17 protein-coding genes, 1 tRNA gene and 1 rRNA gene are annotated in these 21,035 nt (G+C 70.9%); 16 read left to right on the forward strand and 3 right to left on the reverse strand.

All coding sequences use genetic code 11. From position 1 onward, the window contains the following. The first annotated feature begins 216 nt into the window (after nt 1-216). The 11 genes from AAHG03_RS20300 to AAHG03_RS20350 all read left to right on the forward strand — a co-directional run bounded on the left by AAHG03_RS20300 (nt 217) and on the right by AAHG03_RS20350 (nt 12,041). Nucleotides 217-957 carry a sugar transferase gene (locus tag AAHG03_RS20300; RefSeq protein ID WP_342152779.1) on the forward strand — a complete coding sequence of 247 codons (741 nt, stop codon included), beginning with the start codon at nt 217-219 and terminating at the stop codon, nt 955-957. 10 nt (nt 958-967) lie between these two features. After that, nucleotides 968-1,822, forward strand: a complete 855-nt coding sequence (locus AAHG03_RS20305; protein ID WP_342152780.1) for a glycosyltransferase — start codon at nt 968-970, stop codon at nt 1,820-1,822. A gap of 54 nt (nt 1,823-1,876) precedes the next feature. Then, a complete protein-coding gene (locus tag AAHG03_RS20310; protein ID WP_342152782.1) occupies nt 1,877-3,223 on the forward strand; it encodes a GumC family protein in 1,347 nt (448 codons plus the stop codon). Nucleotides 3,224-3,305: 82 nt separating this feature from the next. Then, the gene (locus AAHG03_RS20315; protein ID WP_342152784.1) at nt 3,306-4,394 is read left to right on the forward strand and encodes a glycosyltransferase family 2 protein; all 1,089 of its coding nucleotides are present in this window, start codon (nt 3,306-3,308) and stop codon (nt 4,392-4,394) included. Next, nucleotides 4,391-5,752, forward strand: a complete 1,362-nt coding sequence (locus AAHG03_RS20320; RefSeq protein WP_342152786.1) for a lipopolysaccharide biosynthesis protein — start codon at nt 4,391-4,393, stop codon at nt 5,750-5,752. The genes AAHG03_RS20315 and AAHG03_RS20320 overlap by 4 nt, the downstream gene beginning before the upstream one ends. A 122-nt stretch (nt 5,753-5,874) precedes the next feature. Then, the gene (locus AAHG03_RS20325) at nt 5,875-7,083 is read left to right on the forward strand and encodes a polysaccharide biosynthesis/export family protein (RefSeq protein WP_342152787.1); all 1,209 of its coding nucleotides are present in this window, start codon (nt 5,875-5,877) and stop codon (nt 7,081-7,083) included. 285 nt (nt 7,084-7,368) lie between these two features. Beyond that, nucleotides 7,369-8,769, forward strand: coding sequence for an O-antigen ligase family protein (locus AAHG03_RS20330; protein ID WP_342152788.1), 1,401 nt, complete (start codon nt 7,369-7,371; stop codon nt 8,767-8,769). Continuing rightward, complete coding sequence (locus AAHG03_RS20335) at nt 8,766-9,626, forward strand: glycoside hydrolase family 16 protein (RefSeq protein ID WP_342152789.1); 861 nt, start codon at nt 8,766-8,768, stop codon at nt 9,624-9,626. Before AAHG03_RS20330 ends, AAHG03_RS20335 begins: the two co-directional genes overlap by 4 nt. Next, nucleotides 9,623-10,885, forward strand: a complete 1,263-nt coding sequence (locus AAHG03_RS20340; protein WP_342152790.1) for an acyltransferase family protein — start codon at nt 9,623-9,625, stop codon at nt 10,883-10,885. Before AAHG03_RS20335 ends, AAHG03_RS20340 begins: the two co-directional genes overlap by 4 nt. A gap of 196 nt (nt 10,886-11,081) precedes the next feature. Next, nucleotides 11,082-11,336 carry a hypothetical protein gene (locus tag AAHG03_RS20345; protein ID WP_342152792.1) on the forward strand — a complete coding sequence of 85 codons (255 nt, stop codon included), beginning with the start codon at nt 11,082-11,084 and terminating at the stop codon, nt 11,334-11,336. Nucleotides 11,337-11,411: 75 nt separating this feature from the next. Beyond that, the gene (locus AAHG03_RS20350) at nt 11,412-12,041 is read left to right on the forward strand and encodes a 2,3-bisphosphoglycerate-dependent phosphoglycerate mutase (protein WP_342152793.1); all 630 of its coding nucleotides are present in this window, start codon (nt 11,412-11,414) and stop codon (nt 12,039-12,041) included. A gap of 105 nt (nt 12,042-12,146) precedes the next feature. Here AAHG03_RS20350 and AAHG03_RS20355 read toward each other — a convergent pair whose 3' ends face one another. Then, nucleotides 12,147-14,060, reverse strand: a complete 1,914-nt coding sequence (locus AAHG03_RS20355) for a hypothetical protein (RefSeq protein ID WP_342152794.1) — start codon at nt 14,058-14,060, stop codon at nt 12,147-12,149. Between the two features lie 847 nt (nt 14,061-14,907). On the opposite strand from AAHG03_RS20355, the gene AAHG03_RS20360 reads away from it, so the two are divergent. Genes AAHG03_RS20360 through AAHG03_RS20380 form a run of 5 tightly spaced genes read left to right on the forward strand, consistent with a single transcriptional unit; the run spans nt 14,908 to nt 20,547 of the window. After that, nucleotides 14,908-15,585, forward strand: coding sequence for a hypothetical protein (locus tag AAHG03_RS20360; protein WP_342152795.1), 678 nt, complete (start codon nt 14,908-14,910; stop codon nt 15,583-15,585). Between the two features lie 52 nt (nt 15,586-15,637). Then, nucleotides 15,638-16,723, forward strand: coding sequence for a hypothetical protein (locus AAHG03_RS20365; protein ID WP_342152797.1), 1,086 nt, complete (start codon nt 15,638-15,640; stop codon nt 16,721-16,723). A gap of 2 nt (nt 16,724-16,725) precedes the next feature. Further along, on the forward strand, nt 16,726-18,369 hold the full coding sequence (locus tag AAHG03_RS20370; RefSeq protein WP_342152798.1) for a Dyp-type peroxidase: 1,644 nt from the start codon (nt 16,726-16,728) through the stop codon (nt 18,367-18,369). Nucleotides 18,370-18,397: 28 nt separating this feature from the next. Continuing rightward, on the forward strand, nt 18,398-19,771 hold the full coding sequence (locus AAHG03_RS20375) for a cytochrome P450 (protein WP_342152799.1): 1,374 nt from the start codon (nt 18,398-18,400) through the stop codon (nt 19,769-19,771). After that, nucleotides 19,768-20,547: a glutathione S-transferase C-terminal domain-containing protein gene (locus AAHG03_RS20380; RefSeq protein ID WP_342152800.1), complete on the forward strand. Its 780-nt coding sequence runs from the start codon at nt 19,768-19,770 to the stop codon at nt 20,545-20,547. Before AAHG03_RS20375 ends, AAHG03_RS20380 begins: the two co-directional genes overlap by 4 nt. A gap of 190 nt (nt 20,548-20,737) precedes the next feature. Here the strand turns inward: AAHG03_RS20380 and AAHG03_RS20385 are convergent. Both AAHG03_RS20385 and rrf read right to left on the reverse strand, forming a co-directional pair. Further along, nucleotides 20,738-20,814, reverse strand: a tRNA-Met gene (locus tag AAHG03_RS20385). Between the two features lie 118 nt (nt 20,815-20,932). After that, a 5S ribosomal RNA gene (gene rrf, locus AAHG03_RS20390) occupies nt 20,933-21,035 on the reverse strand; the annotation flags it as partial.

Consider the following 21,035-nt stretch of genomic DNA (forward strand, 5'->3'; position numbering starts at 1 on the left):
CTGCATTGGCGTAGGTCAGGGACCGGGATACAGGGCGTCTCTTCAGACGATCCGGCGCGATCTTCGATCGGGCGCAGGACTGTTCTCCAGAGTGTCGAGCAGGGACGATGTGCGCCGGACGTGACGGCGGCATCTTGCTCGTGGCGTCCGACCGGGCGTCCGCCTTCGATCGGCGGTCGCGTGCCCTGACCTCTCCGTGAACCGGGAGGATTTGGGATGGACGAGGGTTCGGCACGCACGAAGATCGATCTCGACCCGGTGTCCGGGGGAGACATTCTCGGCAATACTTTTGGGACTCCCGCGGCGGCCGGCCTGATCGCGCCGCCGGTCCGTCCCACCGCGCATCAGCTCGCGCAAGGCGCGAAGCGGGCGCTCGATGTCGGCGGGGCGGCGCTTCTGCTCCTCCTGCTGTCCCCGCTCTTCCTCGTCGTCGCCGCCCTGGTCTCGCTCGACGGCGGCAGCGTGTTCTACGGCCATCGCCGCATCGGCCAGGGCGGGCGGAGCTTCGACTGCCTGAAGTTCCGCACCATGATCCCCGGCGCCGCGGAATGCCTGACCGAATACCTCTCGTATCACCCGCAGGACGACGACGAGTGGCGCCGCAGCCAGAAGCTCGACCGCGACCCCCGCGTGACGCCGGTCGGCGCCGTCCTGCGCCAGTGGAGCCTCGACGAGCTGCCGCAGCTCGTGAACGTACTGCGCGGGCAGATGAGCCTCGTCGGGCCCCGCCCCGTGACGCGCCCGGAGATGACCCATTACGGGCCGGTCGCCAGCCTCTACACCGCCGTTGTGCCGGGCATGACCGGCCTGTGGCAGGTGAGCGGGCGGAGCAACCTCGGCTACGACAGCCGCGTCGCCCTCGACCGCACCTATATCGAGGGCTGGAGCCTGCGCCTCGATCTGAAAATCCTGCTCGCCACCCCGCGGGCGGTGCTGCGCCGCTGCGGCGCCAAGTGAGGGCGCGCCCATGTCGTCCCCCATCTCGGCCTCCCTCCGCTCCGAGCGCCCCAGCGTCAGCGTGCTGATGTCCACCTATGCCCGCGAGACCGCGGCCAACCTCGAGGCCTCGCTCGCCAGCCTGTGGGCGCAGACCGTGCTGCCCGATCAGGTGGTGCTCGTCCTCGACGGGCCGGTCGGCGACGAACAGGAGGCGGTGATCGCCCGCCACGCGGTCGGCCCGCACGGCGCCCGGCTCGACGTGATCCGCCTGCCCGAGAATGTCGGCCTCGCCTGCGCGCTGAACGCCGGGCTCGACCGCTGCACCGGCGACTTCACCGCCCGGATGGACAGCGACGACCTCTGCCTGCCGGACCGGATCGAGCTGCAATGCCTGTGCGCGATGCAGACGCCCGACCGCGACTTCATCTGCTCGTGGAACGACGAGTTCTTCGATGCCGGCGGCCCCGTCCGTCTCAAGGTCGCGCCGGTGACGCATGAGGCGCTGATCGCGGCGCTTCGCTGGCGCAACGTCATCCAGCACTCGACCATCTTCGTGCGCACCAACACCCTTCGCGCGGTCGGCGGCTACCGGGCCAAGTACGGCCTGTTGGAGGATTACGACCTGTTCGTGCGCCTCGCCCTCTACGGCGCGCGCTTCCGGGTGATCCCGAAGGTGCTGGTGCATATCCGCGCCAGCCTCGACCAGCGCCGCCGCCGCGGCGGGCTGCGCTACGCCCTCAACGAGCTGCGGTTCCGGCGCGACTGCCTGCGCGCCGGCTTCCTCGACACCCGCCAGTTCCTCGTGATCACCGCGCTCTACACGGTGTTCCGGCTGATCTCGGGGGGCCTGCGCGCCCGCCTCTACGCCCTGGCGCGCACGTGAACTTGGCGCGCACCTGACCCGGCCGCCTCCCCTCCGACCCGAAGGGCCCTTCCCGTGGACGACCTGACTTCGCGCCGCATCCCGCCGCCGTTCGGGCAGACCGTCCGCTTCCTGCCGGGCGACCTGCCCCGGCGCGAGGCGTCGACGAGCGACGTCGTCCGGCGCTTCCTCGCCGGCTTCTTCCTCGTCCTGTGCGTGGCGGCGGTCGCGTGGCCGTTCCTGCCGCGGCGCTACGAGGCGGCCGGCAGCGTCGTCCTGCGCCCGACCGACCGGGAGGGGCAGTCCGACTCGGCACTCAGCCTGCGCCAGCCGCTCGACGACAACGCCGTGCAATCGGAGATGGACCTCGTCTCGGCGACCTCGGTGCTCGATGCGGTCATCGCCCGCCACGCCATCGCGGACGACCCGGAATTCGCGCGTCCCCCGCTGCTCGCGCGGCTCGGCTGGGCGCCCGATCCCGGGGCACCCACGCAAGGCCAGCTGCGCGAGGCCGTGCGGCGCCACCTCATCGTCGCCCGCGACCGGCGCTCCTACACGGTGCGGGTCGGGTTCTGGTCCGCCGACCCGGCCAAGGCCGAGGCGATCGCGCAGACCCTGGTCTCGACCTACCTGTCCGATCAGGTCGACCGCAAGCGCCGGGCGGCCGACGCCCTGTTCCAGTGGCTGGAGCTGCGCGTCGGGCTGATCCGCGCGAGGCAGCAGGCGAGCGCGCAGGCGGTCGAGGACTACATGGCCCGCTCCGGCCTTGTGGACCGCGGCGACCAGATCTCGCTCGACGCGCAGCTCGTCACGCTGAGCCAGGAGGCGGCGCTCGCTCGTGCGCGCGCCATCGAGCTGACGACGCGGGCCGGCACGCTCGCCGCGCTGCAGGCCGCGAACGGCCTCGACGGCGCCCCGGAGGTGCTGGCCTCCACCACGATCCAGGCGCTCAAGCAGAGCCTCAGCAATGCGCTGGGCCGCACCGTGGTGATGTCGCCCGAGCAGCGCGCCATCACCGAGCAGATCGCGGCGGAATCGAACCGCATCGTCCGAAGCGCGTCGGCCGAGGCCGAGAACTGGAGCCGGCGCGAGGCCGCGCTCCAGGGCCAGATCCGGGCGATCCGCGCCACCCTGACCGAGCGGCAGCGGGCCACGATGGTGCTGGAGCGCCTGCAGCAGGAGGCCGCCAGCGACCGCACCGCCTTGGCCGATGCGCTCACGCGGATGAAGGGACAGACCGCCAGCGGCGGCGCGCAGCGCACCGACGTCGAGGTGGTGGCGCACCCCGAAACGCCGCGGGAGCCCGCCTTCCCGAGCCTGCCGCTCTACGCCCTCGGCAGCCTGCTCGCCGCCGGCCTCGCGGGCGCGGCGATGAACGGGCGCCGGCTCTTCGCCCGCGCCCGCCGCTTCCTCGAATTCTAGAGCGCATTCCGACGAAGTGGACACCGGTTCGTCGAAAGAATGCGCGTCAAAACAGTAACTTAGCGCCGCCCGGAGGAGTGCCATGCCGCTCACGCGCCTCGACCGGAAACCGATCTCGCCGGCCCGCTCGGCCGTCTCCGCCCTGATGGTCGTGCGCAACGAGGCGATCCGGCTGCCGCACGTGTTCGACCATCACCGCGGCCTCGGGATCGACCGCTTCTTCGTCGTCGACAACGGCTCCACCGACGGCAGCCGCGACTGGCTCCTCGCCCAGCCCGATTGCCACGTCTTCGCCACCGGCGACAGCTTCCGCGAGGCCGGCTGCGGCATGGCCTGGATCAACGCGCTCCTGGCGTTCCTGACGGTGGGAAGCTGGTGCCTGTTCGTCGATGCCGACGAACTCCTGGTCTACCCGTTCTGCGAGACCCTGCGGCTGTCCCGGTTCTGCGCCTTCCTCGATGCCACGGGGAGCGAGGGCGTCGAGACCTTGATGCTCGATATGTACAGCCGCGGGCCGGTCCACCGGGCGCATTACGCGGCCGGCCTGCCCTTCCTCCCCGTCTGCCCGCATTTCGACCGCGTCTACGCGCGAGGCCGCCGTCTCGGCTCGCGCACCGCGCCGGTCGAGTATGTCGGCGGCCCGCGGCTGCGGGTGTTCTACCCCGAGCTGCGCGAGGTCGGCCGGGCGGGGCTCCTGGCGCGCCGCGCGTGGCGGATGGCGCGCCTGCATCCGCTGGGCGAGCGGCTCGGCCTGTCGCGCCTGCCCTGGGGCCGGGCGCTCCCGCCCGAACTGCGCAAGGTCGCGCTTCTGAAGGTGCGGCCGGGCCTGCACTGGACCGGCAACCACGCCACGACGCCGTTCCGGCCCGCGCCGGTGAGCGCGGCGCTGCTCCACTTCAAGTTCTTCTCCGATTTCCACGCCCGCGCGCTGGTCGAGGCCCGGCGCGGCCAGCACTGGGACGGGGCGGCCGAATACGCCCGCTACTGCGCCATCGCCGAGGCGCAGCCCGATCTGAGCTTCTTCTACGAGGACAGCGAGACCTACCGCTCCTCCGCCCAGCTCCTCACCCTCGGCCATCTCCAGGCCCCGCCGGGCTTCCCCGAGGCGGTGGCCGCCGAGCCGGCTTCCCTGGCGCTGCCCGGCGCCCTGCCGCGGGGCGCGGCCCGGTGAGCGCGGACCTCGATTGCGCCGAGCTGCCCCGCTCCGCCGCCCTGCGGGGCGTGCGGCGGCGGATCGGCCTGTCGTTCCTCGGGCATCCGTCGGCCTACGCGGTCGGCGTCTGCGTCGTCAGCCTGCTGAGCATGGCCACGACGCTGATCGTGCCGCGCCTGCTCGATCCGGTCGCCTTCGGCGCGTTCGCTCTGCTCGGCACGCTGTTCCAGTACGCCGCGCGGGCCGATCTCGGCCTGTCGCAGCTCGCCGACCGCGACTTGGCCTGCGGCGCGCCCGATGCGGCGGCGCGCGGCGTCGAGCTGCTGCGGGCCTCCTGGGCGCTCGGCCTCGGGGCGATCCTGATTCTCACGCCGCTCGCCGTCGCGGGCGCCGTGCTGAGCGGCCGGTTCGCGCCGGGCGACGCGGCGCTCGCGGTGGTCGCGGGCGTGCTCGGCATGGTGGCGCATGCCCCGACCTCGATCTACCGGGCCGCGAGCCAGCACTGGGACTTCGCTCTGCTCGCCCTGTTGCAGCAGGCCGGCCTCACCGCTCCCCGGCTCGCCGGCCTGCTGCTGGCCGGCGTGACCGGGTGTTTCGCCGCCCTCACCCTCTGGTCGGGGCTGCTGGCCCTCGCCTTCGCGCAGCCGCGCCATGCGCTGGCGTGGCGCCCCGCCGTGGTCCTGCCGATGGTGCGCGCCGCGCTGCCGCTGTTCGTCTTCAACACCCTCTGGCTCGTGACGACGACGGCCAACCGCTGGGTCGCGGCGCTGCTCTCGCCGCCGGACCGGCTCGGGCTGTTCGCCTTCGGGGCGAACCTCGCCCTGGTCGGGCTCGCCATCGTCGGCACCGTGGCGCAGGTGCGCTACCCGAAGCTTCTGAGGGCCATGGCCGACGCGCCGGAGGGGCGCAGCGCCCTTCTCGCAGGTGAAATCCAACGGGCGGGCCTCACGCTGGCCGCGGTCGCGCTCGCCGCCATCCCTCTGACCGCGCCCGTCATCGCGCTGCTGTTTCCCGGCTACGAGGGCGCCGCGGGCACGACCGTCTGGCTGGCGCTGGCCTGCCTGCCGCTCGGCACCGCCGCCTGGATCGTCCCGATGGCCCTGGTGCTGACGGCGTCTCCGCTACGCGAGGCGCTGCGCATCTTCGGCCCGAGCCTCGCCCTCCTCACTGTGGGCATGGCGGCCGGCGACGCGCTCGCCGGCATCGCCGGGCAGGGCGCGGCCTGCGCGGGCGCCGGCCTGGTCCTGTTCGCCGGCCTGATCGGCCTGTTCCGCCGCGCCGACATCCTGTCGCCGCAGGCCGCGCGCCGCGCGGTCCTGACCCAGACAACCCTGCTCGCCGCGCTCGCTCTCACGGTCTGGGAGGTCACCCCATGAAAAATCCGGGATCGAAGGGCAAGCCCTTCGCGGGTCCAGGGCGGAGCCCTGGTCGGCGAAGCCATCCATGGGGCTCCGCCCCACACCCCGCCAAAGGGATGATCCCTTTGGGAACCCGATTCTTGGCCGCGGCTCTCCTGATGCCGTTCGGTATCGGCGGCGCCTGCGCGCAGTACCGGCTCGGGACCGGGGACATCGTCGAGGTCGCGATCTTCGGCATGGCCGATTACCGCCGCCGCGTCACGGTCAACATCGACGGCAGCGTCTCCCTGCCCTTCCTCGGCGAAGCGCCGGCCGCGGGCCTCAGCCTCGCGGAGCTGCGCAAGGCGGTGACCGCCGGCCTGGAGGCCAGCGGCACCGTGCGCAACCCGGACGTGACGGTCGAACTCGTCGAGCACCGCCCGTTCTACATCGGCGGCGACGTCGCCCGCCCCGGCGCCCTGCCCTACCGGCCCGGCATGACGGTGCGCCACGCGGTGGCGGTGGCCGGCGGCTACGATGCCTTGCGCTTCCGCGCCGAGAACCCGCTTCTCGCCGCCCCCGAGATGCAGAGCCAGTACGACTCGCACTGGGTCGAGTTCGTCCGCCGCCAAGCGCGGGTGCTGAGCCTCCAGGCCGAGATCGACGGGCGCGACAGCATCGATCTCAGCGTTCTGAAGCAGGCCCCGGTCGAGCCCCGCATCGTCGAGCAGATCGCCGGCCTGGAAGCCCGCGACCTCGCCACCCGCGTCGCCAACTTCCGCAAGGAGCGCCAGTCGATCGAGGCGCTGATCGGCGCGGCCAAATCGACGGTGGCCGGCCTCGAAACCGCGCTGCGCGAGAGCCGGGCGACCGTCGAGCAGCAGGTCCAGGCGATCGACCGGACCGCGGCCAACGCCGCCCGCGGCATCTCGCCGACCTACCGCCTGGAGGACGAACGGCGCGCGGTCGCCATGCTGAAAGGCCAGCAGACCGACGCGACCACGCGCCTGGCCCAGGCGCGGCGCGAACTCGCCGAGTTGGAGCGCCGGCTCGATCGCACGGCGGACGAGCACCGCTCCGCCCTGCTCCAGAACCTCCAGGCCACGGTGGTCGAGATGGAGCGGGAGCGCGCGCAGGTCCGCTCCGCGGGCGAGCGCCTGATCTACACCGGCGCCCTGAAGGCGCAGCTGCGCGGCACCGGCCGCGCTCCGGACATCCTGATCCACCGCAAGGGCTCCGACGGCTCCGTCCGCCTCGCCGCCGAGGAGGACACGGCGATCCTGCCCGACGACGTGATCGAGATCGTGATCCGGCCGGACCAACTCGTCGTCGGCGCGAGAGCGGGAGCGGTCGCCGATGCCGCGCGATAGTTCAGTTTACCGCAAATCCGTCTCCGACCGCCGCCGGAGAGGCGGATCGGTCGCCGCCGGTCCCCCCCTCTCCCCGCACGCGGGGAGAGGCCTGCATGGACCCCGTCGTCCATGCAGGGAGCGGAGCGGGGGTGAGGGGGCTTCGACGCAAGAGGCGCATTCGGAAAAGCCCCCTCACCATCGGCTGCCGCCTCGCTTCGGCGACGACGAGGTCGCCGAAGCCCTCTCCCCGCGTGCGGGGAGAGGGGATGCGCGTCGCCGACGTGACCAGTCGGAGCGACGTCGATGACACCCGGCGCCACCTCCGACCGCAGCCTCCTCCTGATCCCGGTCCTTATCGGAGCCGGATGGGCCGGCACGGTCGCCCTCTCGCCGCGTCTCGGGCCGGCGATCTACGCCGCGCCCGCCCTCGCCGCGCTGCTCGCCGTCCTGGCGCTGGTGCTGGCGGGCGCCGCGGCGGCGCGCCCCGTGGGCCTCGCGCTCCTTCTCGTGATCGTGCTCGCCGGCCTCAACGTCGCGTTCGACCCGCGGCAGGAGGGCGAGGTCGGCCTCACCCCGCAGAACGCCCTCAAGCTGATGGCGTGGCTGTTCCTCGCGACTGTCACGCTGCTCCAGGCCCGCCGTTTCCTCTGGATGCTGCGCGATCCCATGCTGGCGCTGGCGGGCCTCCACGTCGTCCTCGCCACGGTCTCGGCCGCTTGGTCGCTCGCGCCGCTCTACACCCTCGTCAACGGGATCGGGCTGATCGGCTATCTCGGGCTCGCCTGCCTCGTCGCCGTCCGTCTCCCCGAGCGGGCGGCGTTGCGGGTGATGGCCGGCAGCCTGTTCGCCCTCATCGGCGGCGGGCTCGTGGTCGGCAACCTCGTGCCCGACATGGGCTGGATCCCGCCCTCGCACGGCGAGCCGCAATGGCGGTTCCAGGGCGTGTCCGGCCAGCCGAACGTCTACGCGCAGCAGGCCGGCTACCTGCTGACGCTCGCCGTCTGCGCCCGCCGCGAGCGGCACCTGACGCGCGGCGCGTTCCTGGCCTGCCTCGTCGTGGCGCTCGCCGCGATCCTGCTGTCGAACAGCCGCACCACGCTGCTCGCCTGTCTGCTGGCCTGGGCGCTGGTGGCCTTACGCGAGCGCGGGCGCCTGCGGGTGCTGGCGGTTCCGCTCGCCGCCGCGGCGGTTCTCGCGCTGCTCGCCGTGTCGCTCGGCGGCCTCGCCGGGCTCGACGGGGTGTTCGGCGGCCTCACCCGCAGCGGGTCGGCGAGCGAGTTGACGACGCTGACCGGGCGCACCGAGATCTGGGCGGTCGCCGCCGACCTGATCGCGCAGCGCCCGCTGCTGGGCTGGGGCTACAACGGCACCGAGCAGCTCATCGCCGACAGCGTGCCGACGACCTTCTACGGAAGCCACGTCAACACCCACAACATGAGCCTCCAGCTCGTGCTCGGCCTCGGCGTCCTCGGGGCGCTGCCGGGCCTCGGCTTCGTCGCCGGGCTGCTGTGGCGCCTCCTCCGCTCGCCCGATCCGACCCGCGATCAGGTGACCCTGCTGATGGTCGTCTCCGGCCTGAGCGAGGCGCCGATCTTCATCATGCCGGCGCTGCAGAATCTCGTCGTGTTCTCGGTGCTGGCGCGCGACGCCTCCTGGCGGGTGCGGCCGCCCCCGCGGGCGGGCCGGGAGGGCGCGGCCCCATGAGCGCGCGGGATCGGATGGCCGGTGCGCTGGTCCTTCTTGCGCTCCTCGCGGGCGGGCCGCTGCGGGCCGCGGAGGCGGGCCCGCCCGCGGGCTGGCGCCTCGCCTTCTCGGAGGCGTTCGACAGCCTCGATACTTCGGTGATGGCGCCGGGCCGCTTCGCCTTCGCCTATCCCGACGGCTGGCGGACCAATCGCGGCAACCGAGAGCTGGAATACTACGTCGATCCCCGCCCCGACCGGGAGATGGCACCGCTTTCCGATGCGAACCCGTTCTCGGTCGGCGACGGCGTGCTGGCGATCCGGGCGTGGCCGCTCTCGGTGCCGGAGCGCCGCGCGGCCCAGGGGCTGCCTTACGCCTCCGGCATGCTGACGACGCACGGGAGCTTCGCCTTCCGCTACGGCTATGCCGAGATCCGGGCCCGGATGCCGCGCGGCAAAGGCTTGTGGCCCGCCTTCTGGCTGCTCGCGCGGGCGGGCGGATGGCCGCCGGAGATCGACGTCCTCGAGGTCTACGGCGACCGCACCACCACGCTCGACGTCACGCTGCACACGAACGAGGGCGGACGCCACCGTCAGGAACAGCGCAAGGTGCCGGTGCCCGATCTGTCGGAGGCGTTCCACACCTACGCGGTGACGTGGACGGCCGAGAGCATCGTCTGGTCCTTCGACGGCGCGCCGGTCTTCGCGGCGGCGACCCCCGCCGACCTGCACCGGCCGATGTTCCTGCTCCTCAACCTCGCGGTCGGCGGCACATGGACCGGCAGCCCCGACGCGACGACGCCGTTCCCGGCGCGGTTCGAGATCGACCGCATCCGCGTCTTCGTTCCGCCGGATCAGGCAGAGGAGGCGCGGCGATGAGCGGGGCCGACATCGTCCTCCCGGCCGGGATCGCCGCCGCCACCGAGCCCGAGCGGGACCGGGCGGCCCTGCTGCCGATCCGCTACCTCCCGGCGCTCGATGGCCTGCGGGCGGTGGCCGTGCTCCTCGTCGTGGCCTCGCACGCGGCCCCCGCCCATGTCGTGCCCGGCGGGTTCGGCGTGACGCTGTTCTTCTTCATCAGCGGCTACCTGCTGACCGGCCAGCTCGCCGACGAATATCTCCGCACCGGCCGCATCGACTTCCTCGGGTTCTACCTGCGGCGCATGCTGCGGCTCCTGCCCGCCGCGCTCGTCTTCATCCTCGCCTCCGGCGCGGTCTTCCGGGCGATGGGGGGATCGCTCACCGCCGCCGAATGGGGCTCGGCGCTGCTCTACGGGGCGAACTACTACGACATCGCCGCCGGCTACCGCTCGGACCTGACGGTCGCGGGCGCCCACGGCCCGGTGGCGGTGGCGCACCCGTTCAGCATCCTGTGGTCGCTCGCCGTCGAGGAGCACTTCTATCTCGTCTGGCCGCTCGCCCTGCTGGCGCTGCTGCGCTGGGGCGGATGGCGCATGGCGGCCGGGTTCCTCGTCCTCGTCTGCCTCATCGAGCCGGCGTGGCGCGCCCATCTCCACGCGCTCTGCCAGGGCCCGCAGCCGGCGACCGCCTGCGGGGCCGCGCCGGCCCTGCGCATCTACGCCGCCACCGACACGCGCTTCGATTCCCTCGCCTTCGGCGCGCTCGCCGCCCTGCTCGTCGTCCAGAGCGAGACGCGGCGCTTCCTCGCGATCCTGCGTGCCCGCTCCGCGCAGGCCGCCGCGCTCGGCCTCCTCGCCGCGGGGTTTCTCGTGCGCGACGAGACCTTTCGCGACGTGTCCCGCTACAGCGCGCAGGGCGTCGCCTTCCTGATCCTGGTCCCGGCGCTCCTCGTCGGCACCTCGGGTCTGCGACGCCTGCTGGAGCGGCGGATTCCGGTCCTGATCGGCCGCCTCAGCTACTCGATCTATCTCTGGCACTGGCTCGCCGGGATGGTCGCGGCCTACGCCTTCGCGCAGGCGCCGCTCGTCCAGGCCTTGGTCTACCTCGTCCTGACGGCGCTGCTGTCGGCGCTCGGCTGGTTCGCGATCGAGCGCCCGATGCTGCGCCTGCGCCGCCGGGCCGGCTCGGCGGTCCCGGCGACCGAGCCCGTCAGGCCGGGCGCGGCTTGCGCGCCGGCTGCCCCGCCGCGGTCGATGCCGCCGCGGGATCTGGGCTGAAGGTCCGGTTCGGATTGAAAGCGGCGGCTCCGCGCTTGCCGGACCGATGTCCGCTCCCCACCCCCGGCGGCCGCTCGCACGGTCAGGCTGATCGGGTTTCGACCCGAGCGCCGCCCTGCGCCTCCATCGCCATCGCTTTCGCCGCCGCCGCGTGGGAGAGCGGACGGCGAAACATCCCGCGTGGAGCAAACCGGCCATGGCCATGAAGACCACCTACGTCGTCCAGGCGTTCGAGCTGAAGCGCAAGCGGCTGGTGCCGGGGACGAAGGAGGTCGTCGGCACGGAGAGCGGCGCCCTGAAGAAGGCGCAAGCCGTGGCCGGTCGGCTGCCCGGCGCGGCGGCGCTGAAGATCGTGGCCGACGACGAGACCGGCGAGCTGGAGAGCGTCGCGATCCTGGAGGCCTTCGGCGAGGTGCCCGACGACTTCGCCGAGAACCTTCAAGGGGGCTGACCCCTCGCGCTACGGCCGAGCTTGGGGCAAAGGAGCGCCCGAAGGGGCCGCGAGCGCCCCGGCTTGGGGACACGCATGAACGAAACGACGCGCGCGCCGACGCTGGTGCTGATGCGGCACGGGCAGAGCGAGGACAACGCGCGCGACCTGTTCTCGGGCCTGCGCGATCCCGCCCTGACGCCGCGCGGCGTCGAGGAGGCGAAGGCTGCGGGCCGCGCCATGCGGGCGCGTGGCCTGCACTTCGACGTCGCCTTCACCAGCCGGCTGCAACGGGCGCAGACCACCCTGTCGCTGCTGCTTTCCGAACTCGGCCGGCCCGATCTGCCGGTGGCGACGGATGCGGCGCTGAACGAGCGCGACTACGGGGCGCTCGCCGGCCTCAACAAGACGCAGGCGCGGGCGCGGTTCGGCACCGAGCAGGTGCGGTCCTGGCGCAAGTCCTACGCGGCGGTGCCGCCGGGCGGCGAGAGCCTCGCCATGGCCGCCGCGCGGGTCTGGCCGTTCTTCGAGGGCACGATCCTGCCGCGCCTGCGCGCGGGCGCCTCGGTACTGGTGGTGGCGCACGGCAATTCGCTGCGCGCGCTCCTCGTGCAACTCGACGGCATCGCGCCGGAGGCGATCGAAGACGTCAATCTCGGCACCGCCGAGTTCCTGACCTACGCCCCGACCCCGGAGGGGCGATGGATGCGCAAGCCGGCCGCGTGAGCCTATGAAAGGACCCTGCGCAGAAAACCCTGCGCTCGCGGCGCAGGGCCTTCACGGGGGCCGGTCCGCTCCCGGAGAAGCGGGCCGGGGCGACGATGAGGCCGACTATTTCCCCTTCGTCTGCGCGATGAGCGGCAGCGGATTGATCGAACCGAAGATGTGGCTGACGAAGGTGTCCGCCTTCACCTTGGGATTCTGGCCCGACGACCCGTGGCAGTCGAAGCAATTGGTGCCCGACTTGAAGCTCGTGTCGGCGCCCTGCATGAAGGTTTCCATCGTGCTGTTGGTCAACATGCTGGTGCCGATCTCGTTGTTGACACCGGGATTGGCCGGATATTGTCCGTTGGGCTCGCCGCCGCCGAGGGTCCAAGTCGCGCCGATCAGCAAGTAGTTGAAGCGTGGATCGCTGCCGGCCCCCGCGGCGGCGAGCTTGGCGCGCACGTCCGCGTTGAGCGAGATGACCTGCGTCGCCGCCGCCGCCGGGGTGGCGTCCTCTTGATTGGGGACGCCGTCCGCGGCGACGCCCCAGGCCTTCTGACGCAGGACGTTGGCCGGTCCGATCGGCAGCGGCGGTGCCGCCGCTTTGATCTGGCCCGTATCCGAATCGTATCGGCCCAGTTCCTCGTTGTAGACCGGTTTCGCGCCGTCCGCCGAGAACGTCCACTTGCCTGCGGTGTTGCTCGGAACCGTGACCGTCTGCCCGCCGGAGGTATAGGTGTAAGTGGCCAGCGGCGCGTTGGCCTGATGCTCGAAGGTCGCCCAGATCATCTCGGGATGACCGTTGGCGCTGCCGACGATGTGAGCCCCGACCAGCGCGACGGTGACGACCTTGTTGCCCTGAGGGATCCAGTCCGCGGAATTGCTGCGGTCGTAGACCGGGATCGAAGCCTGCCGCGTAATGTAGCCTTGCGCGTTGTTGGGCAGGGTCGAGGCATCGACCCAGGACATCTTCACCTCGACGGCCAGCGCGTTGCCGTCCGGAAAGCTCGACGGCCCGCCATAGGCCTGCGCGAAATCGAGGATCGCCTTCAGGTCGGACTGCGTGGTCGGGAAGAGGCCGAAGGTCGATGCGTTGTTCTTGTCATAGGTCGGCGCGATGCCGTTCGGCGTCTTGCGGCCGGTGAGGTACCAAGCATAGACGTCGTTGACGAGCACCTCGTAGAACACGACGGCGTCCTGCTGCGAGACCAGCACGCCGTCGCCGCCGGCCTGGCCGGGGCTGAGGCTGACGAGGCGACCCGTGCCGGCCTCCATGAAGACGGACCCGTTGCGAGTGGCGATTTCGATCAGCACCTTCTTGGCGGTGAGGGCGTCCGCGATCTGCTGGCGGGGGTCCGTGACGGCCAGGGCCCGGTCGTTCGCCGCACGGGGCGCGGGAGCCAGGGCGGCGAGACGGCCGAGGTTCTGCGGCAGCATGTCGACGGACACCTTCGGCGTCAGCGACCCGACCTGTTGGCCCTGCGCGTTCAGGAAATCGGCGGTGCCGTTCGCCGTGCTCCGGACCGCGGCGATCTCGATCGGAGCCGTGCCCTCGGCGGCCGTGAGGCCGACCCGCTTCGGCGCCGGCAACACTTCGCGCAGACGCCCCTCGGCGTCGATGACGATCGGCAGGCCGTCGGGCCCGAACTTGGTCGCGCGCAGAGCCAGGTTCCGCGGGACCGTGTTGTCCTGCCGGACGAGGTTCCCCTTATCGAGTTGATAGAAGATCTGCGAATCGAGCACCCGGTTGCCCTGGTAGGGACCGGTCGCCGGAGAAGTCAGCCACAGGAACATCTGGGCCGACCACTTGTAGAAATTGCAGTTGCCGTTGGTGTCGAGATTGATGCTGTCGGCGGCCTTGACCGCTTGGTCCGGGCCAGGCTGCGACTGGAACCAGCCGTTGAAATCGGCCTGCGAGACGGTGCAGGTCGGATCGGGATTGGGCGGGAGGATCTGAGCCCCGGCCGATCCCACGGCGAGCCCGGCGACGAGGCCGGCGCACCGCCCGGCCTGATGCATCGAGGCAAGAAAATGTTTCATCGCAATTCCCCTGAATATCTTGATCGTCGATCAAGACACGACGAATGGCGACCTGACGGCGTCAGGCCGGTGAAACAGGCCGTCATGGATATTGCATCCGTAACGACGACCTGAGTTTTCGAGGCGCGCCGGCCGGTCCGAAAGCCGACGATCCGGATCGGACGTGAACGCGACGGAAAATTAAGACTGATCGACGTTTCGTGATGCACCCGCGACGGCAGGTGTGTTCGCGTCGCCCGCGGCGCGTGATACGGCCCGAGGGTCTCGTGCGGACCGCCATCGCGTCGGCCAACGCTAAACCTAGGGTTGATTGTTGGTAGGGCGATTGCCCAAGGATTGCAAGGCGTCTCTCGAAAAAAATCGCGCATCGGCGCCGGTTCTCGCCGGGGTCGCCGCGTCCGTTTCGGCGCACGCAACGAGTCCGGGAAATCCTGTGGGAAAACCCGATTGTCGAATCGGAATTTTTCTCCCTATAAAGACCAAGCGAATCGGTCCTCGCCGTCCGTTCGCCCGATTTCGATGAGGATTCGCGATCTCGCCCGGGACGGGATTGCGGATCATCTGTTTTGATGCTGTTGCGTGGGTCGATCCAAAGATGGATCGGCGACGAATTCTCGACATTCGCGAGGTGATCGATGGTTCGATCCTTGAAGCGATGCATTTCGAACGATCGGGTCGGGTAGAACTGAATTTCGGCTGAACTGGCGCGCCGCGCGACCGGTGACACCATCCGACGGACCGGTGGCCGGCCCGTCGCAACGACCCGCGTCATAACAAGGATTTGGAGCCGTCGCCCCGAAGAGCGGGGCGCGCGCGACTCCGGCCGTCGTCACCAGGGGGAAGCGCCGTGTCGAACGTGGCGGGCAAGGCCTACGGCATGAACGTCGTCACGCCGATGCGGCCGTGGACGACGTGGATCAACCAGTTCCTGTTCATGGTCGCGCGCTGCATGCCGGACTTCCTGAAAGGGTTGCTCGGCCTGTCGCTGATCCACTTCGCCCGCTGGGTGATGATCCGGCGCGACCAGTGGCCCGATCTCGGCCAGGGCAAGCCCCAGCTTGCCAACGACTACATGCTGTTCGTCAGCAACTTCAACGGCACCTGGGACCAGTATATCGACGCCTTCTCCGACGGCATCCCCAACGGCCTGGACCTGTTCTGGTATTCGAGCATCAAGTACCCGCACTCGATCCCGGTGACGCCGTTCAAGGACTACATCCAAGACAACCAGTTCGACACGAGCTACTATTACAACGCCACGCCCGGCTCGGCCCAGCGGGACGTCAAGGCGGCGTTGCGGGTCGCGCAGGGGTTGCGGCGGCTCAGCGTGGCCCATGCCGAGGGCCCCGAGGCCTTCGCCAAGGCCTATCGCGAGGCCATGACCGGCGCGGGCGGGCACCAGCCCCTCCAGAACATGCTCGGCTGGCCGGGCTACGCCCCGATCGCCAGCACCGACACCGACGAGGCCGACCGCAACCGCGCGCCCTTCATCCGCGGGCGCACGCCGACGCCGCCCTTCGCATAGGCGCCGTCCGCCGTTCCGACGCCGCGCCCCGCCTCTCATCCGGAAACGCCCGATGCCCAATTTCGACGGCGGCCACTACTTCCTGACCGTGCTCGTGCCCGTGCGCACCGACGTGCTCGTCACCGACGACGGCCAGACCTGCTCGCCGGTCGCGGCCCTGCACCGCGCGCTGCTCGTGCTGCCGACCGCGCTGCAATCGCCCGAGACGGAGCGGATCGGCATCAACAGCCCGTTCTCCCGCGCCACCCGCACGCATTTCGCGCGCTTCGCCATCCTCACCGACGTGGTGTTCAACGGCCGCAACCCGCGCAATTCCCTGCAGGTGGCCCTGCGCGGCCCCAACCCCGTGCTCGCCGAGCCGGTCGATCAGCTCCCCTGCCCCTACCTCATGTTCGTGGCCGACTTCGACGCGCGCTCCGGCGACGAGAGCGAGTTGCGCAGCTACCTCGACGAGCTGTGGCGGACGATGAGTCGGGAGCTGACCTCGATCTTCGACACCTGCGAGGGCTTCAAGGGCATCAAGGACAGCCGCGGCTTCCAGGATTACGTGCTGCGCTGCCAGATCGAGACGACGATGCCGTTCAACGATTACTGGACGGAGAGCCCGCGCCTGCCCTCGCTCTCGGTCGAGACGCTGATCTGGCCGCCGCTCGCGGCCGCCGCCGTCACCGCGCTCGCCGTGCTGCTCGGCCTGTTCCACGGCGGGCCGTGGTTCGGAATCGCGGCGCTCGGTCTCGCGGCGCTCGCCGCGAGCCTGTTCGTCGCCTACCGGCGGGTGATGCGGCAGGGCGCCGAGCCGTTCCCGACCGCGCCCGATTCCGACCTGCCCTCGGTGCTCAAGGCGCTCTACCTGCAGCAGGCCTTCACGCGCTTCGCCATCGACAACCAGGGCGGCGACGATGCGGCGCTGCACGCGGCCTTCGGAAAATTCCTCGCCGAGCACAAGCCCGCCGACCCCTCCGGCCCGACGCAACCGGCGGGCGTCGTCCGCTCCTCCCTCGCGCCGCCGCCGGTCCCGCCCGGTCCGCTGCTGCCGTCGCTGGACGATTACGACGCCGAGGGCGAGCCGCCGCCGCTCCCGCCGGTCGCCGCCGCCGGCGCCTTCCCGAAGCTGGAAACGACCCAGGGAGAGCCGTGACCATGGCCCGGGCGCTCGATCTCGCCGACATCCAGGGTAACATCCTGCGCGCCTACGGGCGGCAGGGGTTCCCCAAGGCGCGCTACGTCTTCCTGCACATCAAGAACGCGAAGGACGGCCGCGACTTCGTCGACCGCATCCGCCCCTCCATCACCACCGCGGTGAAGTGGGACGAGTCGCGGGCGCATTACCCGGAGGGCGGCGGCGTGACCGTGTCGCGCCCCAAGGTGACGATCAACATCGCCTTCACCTTCTACGGCCTCTACGCGCTCGGCCTGCCGACGACGACGTTGCGCCAGCTGCCTTCCGAGTTCATCGAGGGCATGGGCCTGCGCGCCGCGATCCTGGGAGACCGCGGCCCCGATCCGGACGCGCTGTGGAAGTGGGACCCGATCTGGGAGGATCCGCAGGGCGACCGCCGCGTCCACGCGCTGCTGGCCTTCAACGCGTCGATGAACCCCGACGGCACGCCGGTCGAGGATCTGGAGCGGGCGACCCAGTGGCTGCGCGACCAGTGCGCGGCGGTCAACGACGGCGTCGTCATCCTGAAAGGCCACGGCCGCGACGGCGACCTCGAATATCAGGACGCTACCGCGATCATGCGGGAGGGGGCCAACGGGCCGGTTCCGACCTCCAAGGAGCCGTTCGGCTTCACCGACGGCTTCGGCGATCCGGTCTTCGACGGCCAGTACGACGCGGTGATGGAGCCGATCCGCGCCATCGGCGGCGGCGCGATCACGCCGCAGCGCACGTGGCGCGCGCTCGCCACCGGCGAGTTCCTGCTCGGCTACCCCGACGAGGCGCAGGAACTCTCCAGCGCCGGCCGGCCGTTCGATCTCACCCGCAACGGCACCTTCATGGCCTACCGCAAGCTCGGCCAGGACGTGAGCGCCTTCCGCGACGCGATGACCCGCTACGCCGAGAGCTACGCGAAAGTCATGGGCGTGCCCGTGGACGAGGCCGAGGAGACGGTGCGGGCCAAGATCGCAGGGCGCTGGTCCGACGGCGTGCCGCTGATGGCCGCCCCCACCTACGCCGAGTGGCAGGCCTTTCAGGAGAAGGTGAAGGAGCGGGGCACGCGCAAGGCCAAGGTGGCGCTGAGCGAGGAGGCCGGCGGGCGCCAGCAGCAGGACGACCCGCTCGCCAAGTCGCTGGTGGACTTCATGTTCGGCGACGATCCCGACGGCGTGCGCTGCCCGCTCGGCGCGCACCTGCGCCGCGCCAACCCCCGCGACATGCTCGACCCGACCTACAAGCCGGGCGACAAGGGCAGCTCCAACGGCTCGGTGCTCAACAACCGCCGCCGCATCCTGCGCCGCGGCCTGCCCTACGTCGATCCCAACGGCGACGAGGGCATCGTCTTCCTGGCGATCTGTTCGAGCCTGTTCCGGCAGTTCGAGTTCGTCCAGCAGCAATGGATGAATTACGGGCTCGACTTCAACGTCGCCAGCGACACCTGCCCGCTGATCGGCAACCACGGCGAGGACGCTAAGTTCGTCATCGCCGGTGACCCGAAGACCGGCCAGCCGCCGTTCTTCGCCGATAAGCTGCCGCAATTCGTCGAGATGCGCGGCGGCGAATACTTCTTCATCCCGAGCATGACGGCACTCCGCCTGATCGCCATGGGCGTGGTCGATCCGACGTGATTTTTTGCGACCTAGGCGAGCGCCCGGCATGTCCGTTCTGACAAACCTGTTTCGGGCGCTCGCGGTGCGCGTAAGCGCGCTCGCAACGGCGCTGACGGCGCTCGCCCGGTTGGCGGGGATCGCGATCCGCGCGCTCACGGGCGGCCAAGGCACGTTCGGCTCGCGCCTCGCGGCGGCGCTGCTCGCGCCGGGCGGGCAGGTGCTGGTCTTTTCCGTCCTGCGAGTGTTTCGCCCCAACCTCGTGATCGGCCGCTCGCTGATCAAAGCCTACGAGAACACCGGCACGGCGATCGTCACGCGGCATGCGGACGTGCAGGAGGTGCTCGCCCGCGAAGCGGATTTCGCCGTCGTCTACGAGCCGCGCATGCGGATGATCACCGGCGGGAGCAATTTCTTCCTCGGCATGGCCGACACGCCCGACTACACCCGCGACGTCTCGCTGATGCGCCTCGCCATGCGCCGCGAGGACGTTTCGACGTTGGTCGCGCCCTTCGCCGCCGCACAAGCGGAGCGGCTGGTCGCGGGCAAGGACGGCCGCATCGACGTGCCCCAGGCCCTGAGCCTGCGCGTGCCGGCCAAACTGGTCGGCCGCTATTTCGGCACGCCCGGCCCCACCGAGCGGGCGATGATCGACTGGACCACGACCCTGTTCTGGTACCTGTTCCTCGACCTCAACGCCGCCCCGGCGGTCGGCCTGCGCGCTCGCGAGGCCGCGGCGGCTTTGCGCGCCTATCTCGACGAGACGATCCAAGCCCGCAAAGCGTCGGAAGAAAAACACGACGACGTGCTCGGCCGCTGCCTCGCGCTGCAGGCCTCCGGCACGCCCGGTGCCGACGACACCGGCATCCGCGACAACCTGATCGGCCTCCTGATCGGCGCCGTGCCGACGACCTCGAAGGCGGCCTGCCAAGCCCTCGACGCCCTCCTCGACCGGCCGGAGGCGCTGGCCGGCGCCATGGCCGCAGCCCGCGCCGACGACGATGCCGGGGTGGCGGCCTACGTGTTCGAGGCGCTGCGCTTCGCCCCGGTCAACCCGGTGATCTACCGCCGGGCCCTGCGCGAGACCGTGATCGCCCGCTCGACGTTGCGCGCCTGCACCATCCCCGAGGGCACCATGGTGTTCGCCGCCAACCTCTCGGCGATGTTCGACCCCCTCGCGATCGAAGCACCCGACGCCTTCCGCACCGACCGCCCGTGGGAGGACTACATCCTGTGGGGCGAGGGCCTCCACACCTGCTTCGGCGCCCACGTCAACCGGGTGCTGATCCCGGCGATCCTCAAGCCGCTCCTCGCCCGCCCCGGCCTGCGCCGCGCCGCCGGCCCGCTCGGCCGCATCGACACCGGGGGCACGCCGTTCCCGGTCCATTTCGTCGTCGCGTACGACGCGGAGGAGAACCGGTGAGCGAATCGAGCCTCGTCACCTTCCCGCCGAGCCTCGATTGCGAGCTCGCCCGCTTCCTGCTCGGCCAGTACCGCGTGCCCTATGGGGAGGACCGGCACACGCTGATCTTCTCCTTCGCGGTGACGCTGTGGAAGGCGCAGACCCTGCACTTCCCCCTGCTCTCCGGTGCCGGCCGCCCGCCCCTCGACAGCGTGCGCAAGATGATCGACGGGCTCGATCCCCTGGCGCCCTCCGAGTTGCAGCTGCTCCCGACATTCGGCACGAAGGAGCGCGACGCCGTCGAGGCCGACTGGCCGCGCTTCAACGCGACGCTCGGCGGCGCGGTCGCGGTGTTCAGCTACTTCCACCTGCTGCCGCACCGCGCGATCATGCTCCGCCCGCTCAGCGAGGGCACGCCGTGGTTCGAGCGGCTGACCGTCCGACTCGCCTACCCGGTCTTTAAGGGGCTGCTGACCTACCTCCTCAAGCTGTCGCCCGCGAACGTTGAGACGGCGCTGACGCAGATCCGCTCGGTGGTGGCGGGCGTCGATGCGCGGCTCGCCGACGGCCGGCCCTACCTCGTCGGCGACCGCTTCACCCTTTCCGACATGGCCTTCGCCAACGCCCTCGGCCCCCTCGTCCTCCCGCCCCGCTACGGCGGCCCGCTCCCGACCTACGGCGAGATGCCGCTGATCCTCCAGCAAACCATCGCCGAAATGCGCGCCCGCCCGGCCGGCCGCTTCGCCATGCGCATCTACGCCGAACACCGCCGCTCGAGCGCACTGAAGCCACGCTGACTTTTTTGGGATTGGCCGCCCACCCCTCCCCCGCTCCGGACAGGGCACCCCGTCATTGCGAGGCGAAGCCGAAGCAATCCAGGGCTCCGCATTTTTCGGAGAAGCCGCGCCGCCGATGACGGGACGCCCGAACGGCAAAAGGCCCGCGCTGTGTAAGCGCGGGCCTTTTCGTTCGGTCTGGTCGGTGAGTTGGTTGCGGGGGCTGGATTTGAACCAGCGACCTTCAGGTTATGAGCCTGACGAGCTACCGGGCTGCTCCACCCCGCGGCGGTGTCGGTGATGTCTGAGTGTCGGTCGCGGTGGCGGCACGGTGTGCGTGGCGTCGTCCGGTGACCGGTCGTGTCGAGGGAATGTGGTGCGTGTGACGTGAACTTGTGCTGGGCAGGCCTGGCGGCGACCGACTCTCCCGTGTCTTGAGACACAGTACCATGGGCGCTGGTGCGTTTGACGGCCGAGTTCGAGATGGGATCGGGTCCTGGGCACACCGC

The organism is Methylorubrum subtropicum, assembly GCF_038442325.1.
Classification (GTDB): Bacteria; Pseudomonadota; Alphaproteobacteria; order Rhizobiales; family Beijerinckiaceae; genus Methylobacterium; species Methylobacterium subtropicum.

Bases quoted from the DNA above. Each gene is read 5' to 3' on its own strand.
- AAHG03_RS20330 (WP_342152788.1), top strand. From the start codon at position 7,369: ATGACACCCGGCGCCACCTCCGACCGCAGCCTCCTCCTGATCCCGGTC.
- AAHG03_RS20305 (WP_342152780.1), top strand. From the start codon at position 968: ATGTCGTCCCCCATCTCGGCCTCCCTCCGCTCCGAGCGCCCCAGCGTC.
- AAHG03_RS20340 (WP_342152790.1), top strand. From the start codon at position 9,623: ATGAGCGGGGCCGACATCGTCCTCCCGGCCGGGATCGCCGCCGCCACC.
- AAHG03_RS20370 (WP_342152798.1), top strand. From the start codon at position 16,726: ATGGCCCGGGCGCTCGATCTCGCCGACATCCAGGGTAACATCCTGCGC.
- AAHG03_RS20315 (WP_342152784.1), top strand. From the start codon at position 3,306: ATGCCGCTCACGCGCCTCGACCGGAAACCGATCTCGCCGGCCCGCTCG.
- AAHG03_RS20365 (WP_342152797.1), top strand. From the start codon at position 15,638: ATGCCCAATTTCGACGGCGGCCACTACTTCCTGACCGTGCTCGTGCCC.
- AAHG03_RS20350 (WP_342152793.1), top strand. From the start codon at position 11,412: ATGAACGAAACGACGCGCGCGCCGACGCTGGTGCTGATGCGGCACGGG.
- AAHG03_RS20355 (WP_342152794.1), bottom strand. From the start codon at position 14,060: ATGAAACATTTTCTTGCCTCGATGCATCAGGCCGGGCGGTGCGCCGGC.
- AAHG03_RS20345 (WP_342152792.1), top strand. From the start codon at position 11,082: ATGGCCATGAAGACCACCTACGTCGTCCAGGCGTTCGAGCTGAAGCGC.
- AAHG03_RS20375 (WP_342152799.1), top strand. From the start codon at position 18,398: ATGTCCGTTCTGACAAACCTGTTTCGGGCGCTCGCGGTGCGCGTAAGC.
- AAHG03_RS20335 (WP_342152789.1), top strand. From the start codon at position 8,766: ATGAGCGCGCGGGATCGGATGGCCGGTGCGCTGGTCCTTCTTGCGCTC.
- AAHG03_RS20300 (WP_342152779.1), top strand. From the start codon at position 217: ATGGACGAGGGTTCGGCACGCACGAAGATCGATCTCGACCCGGTGTCC.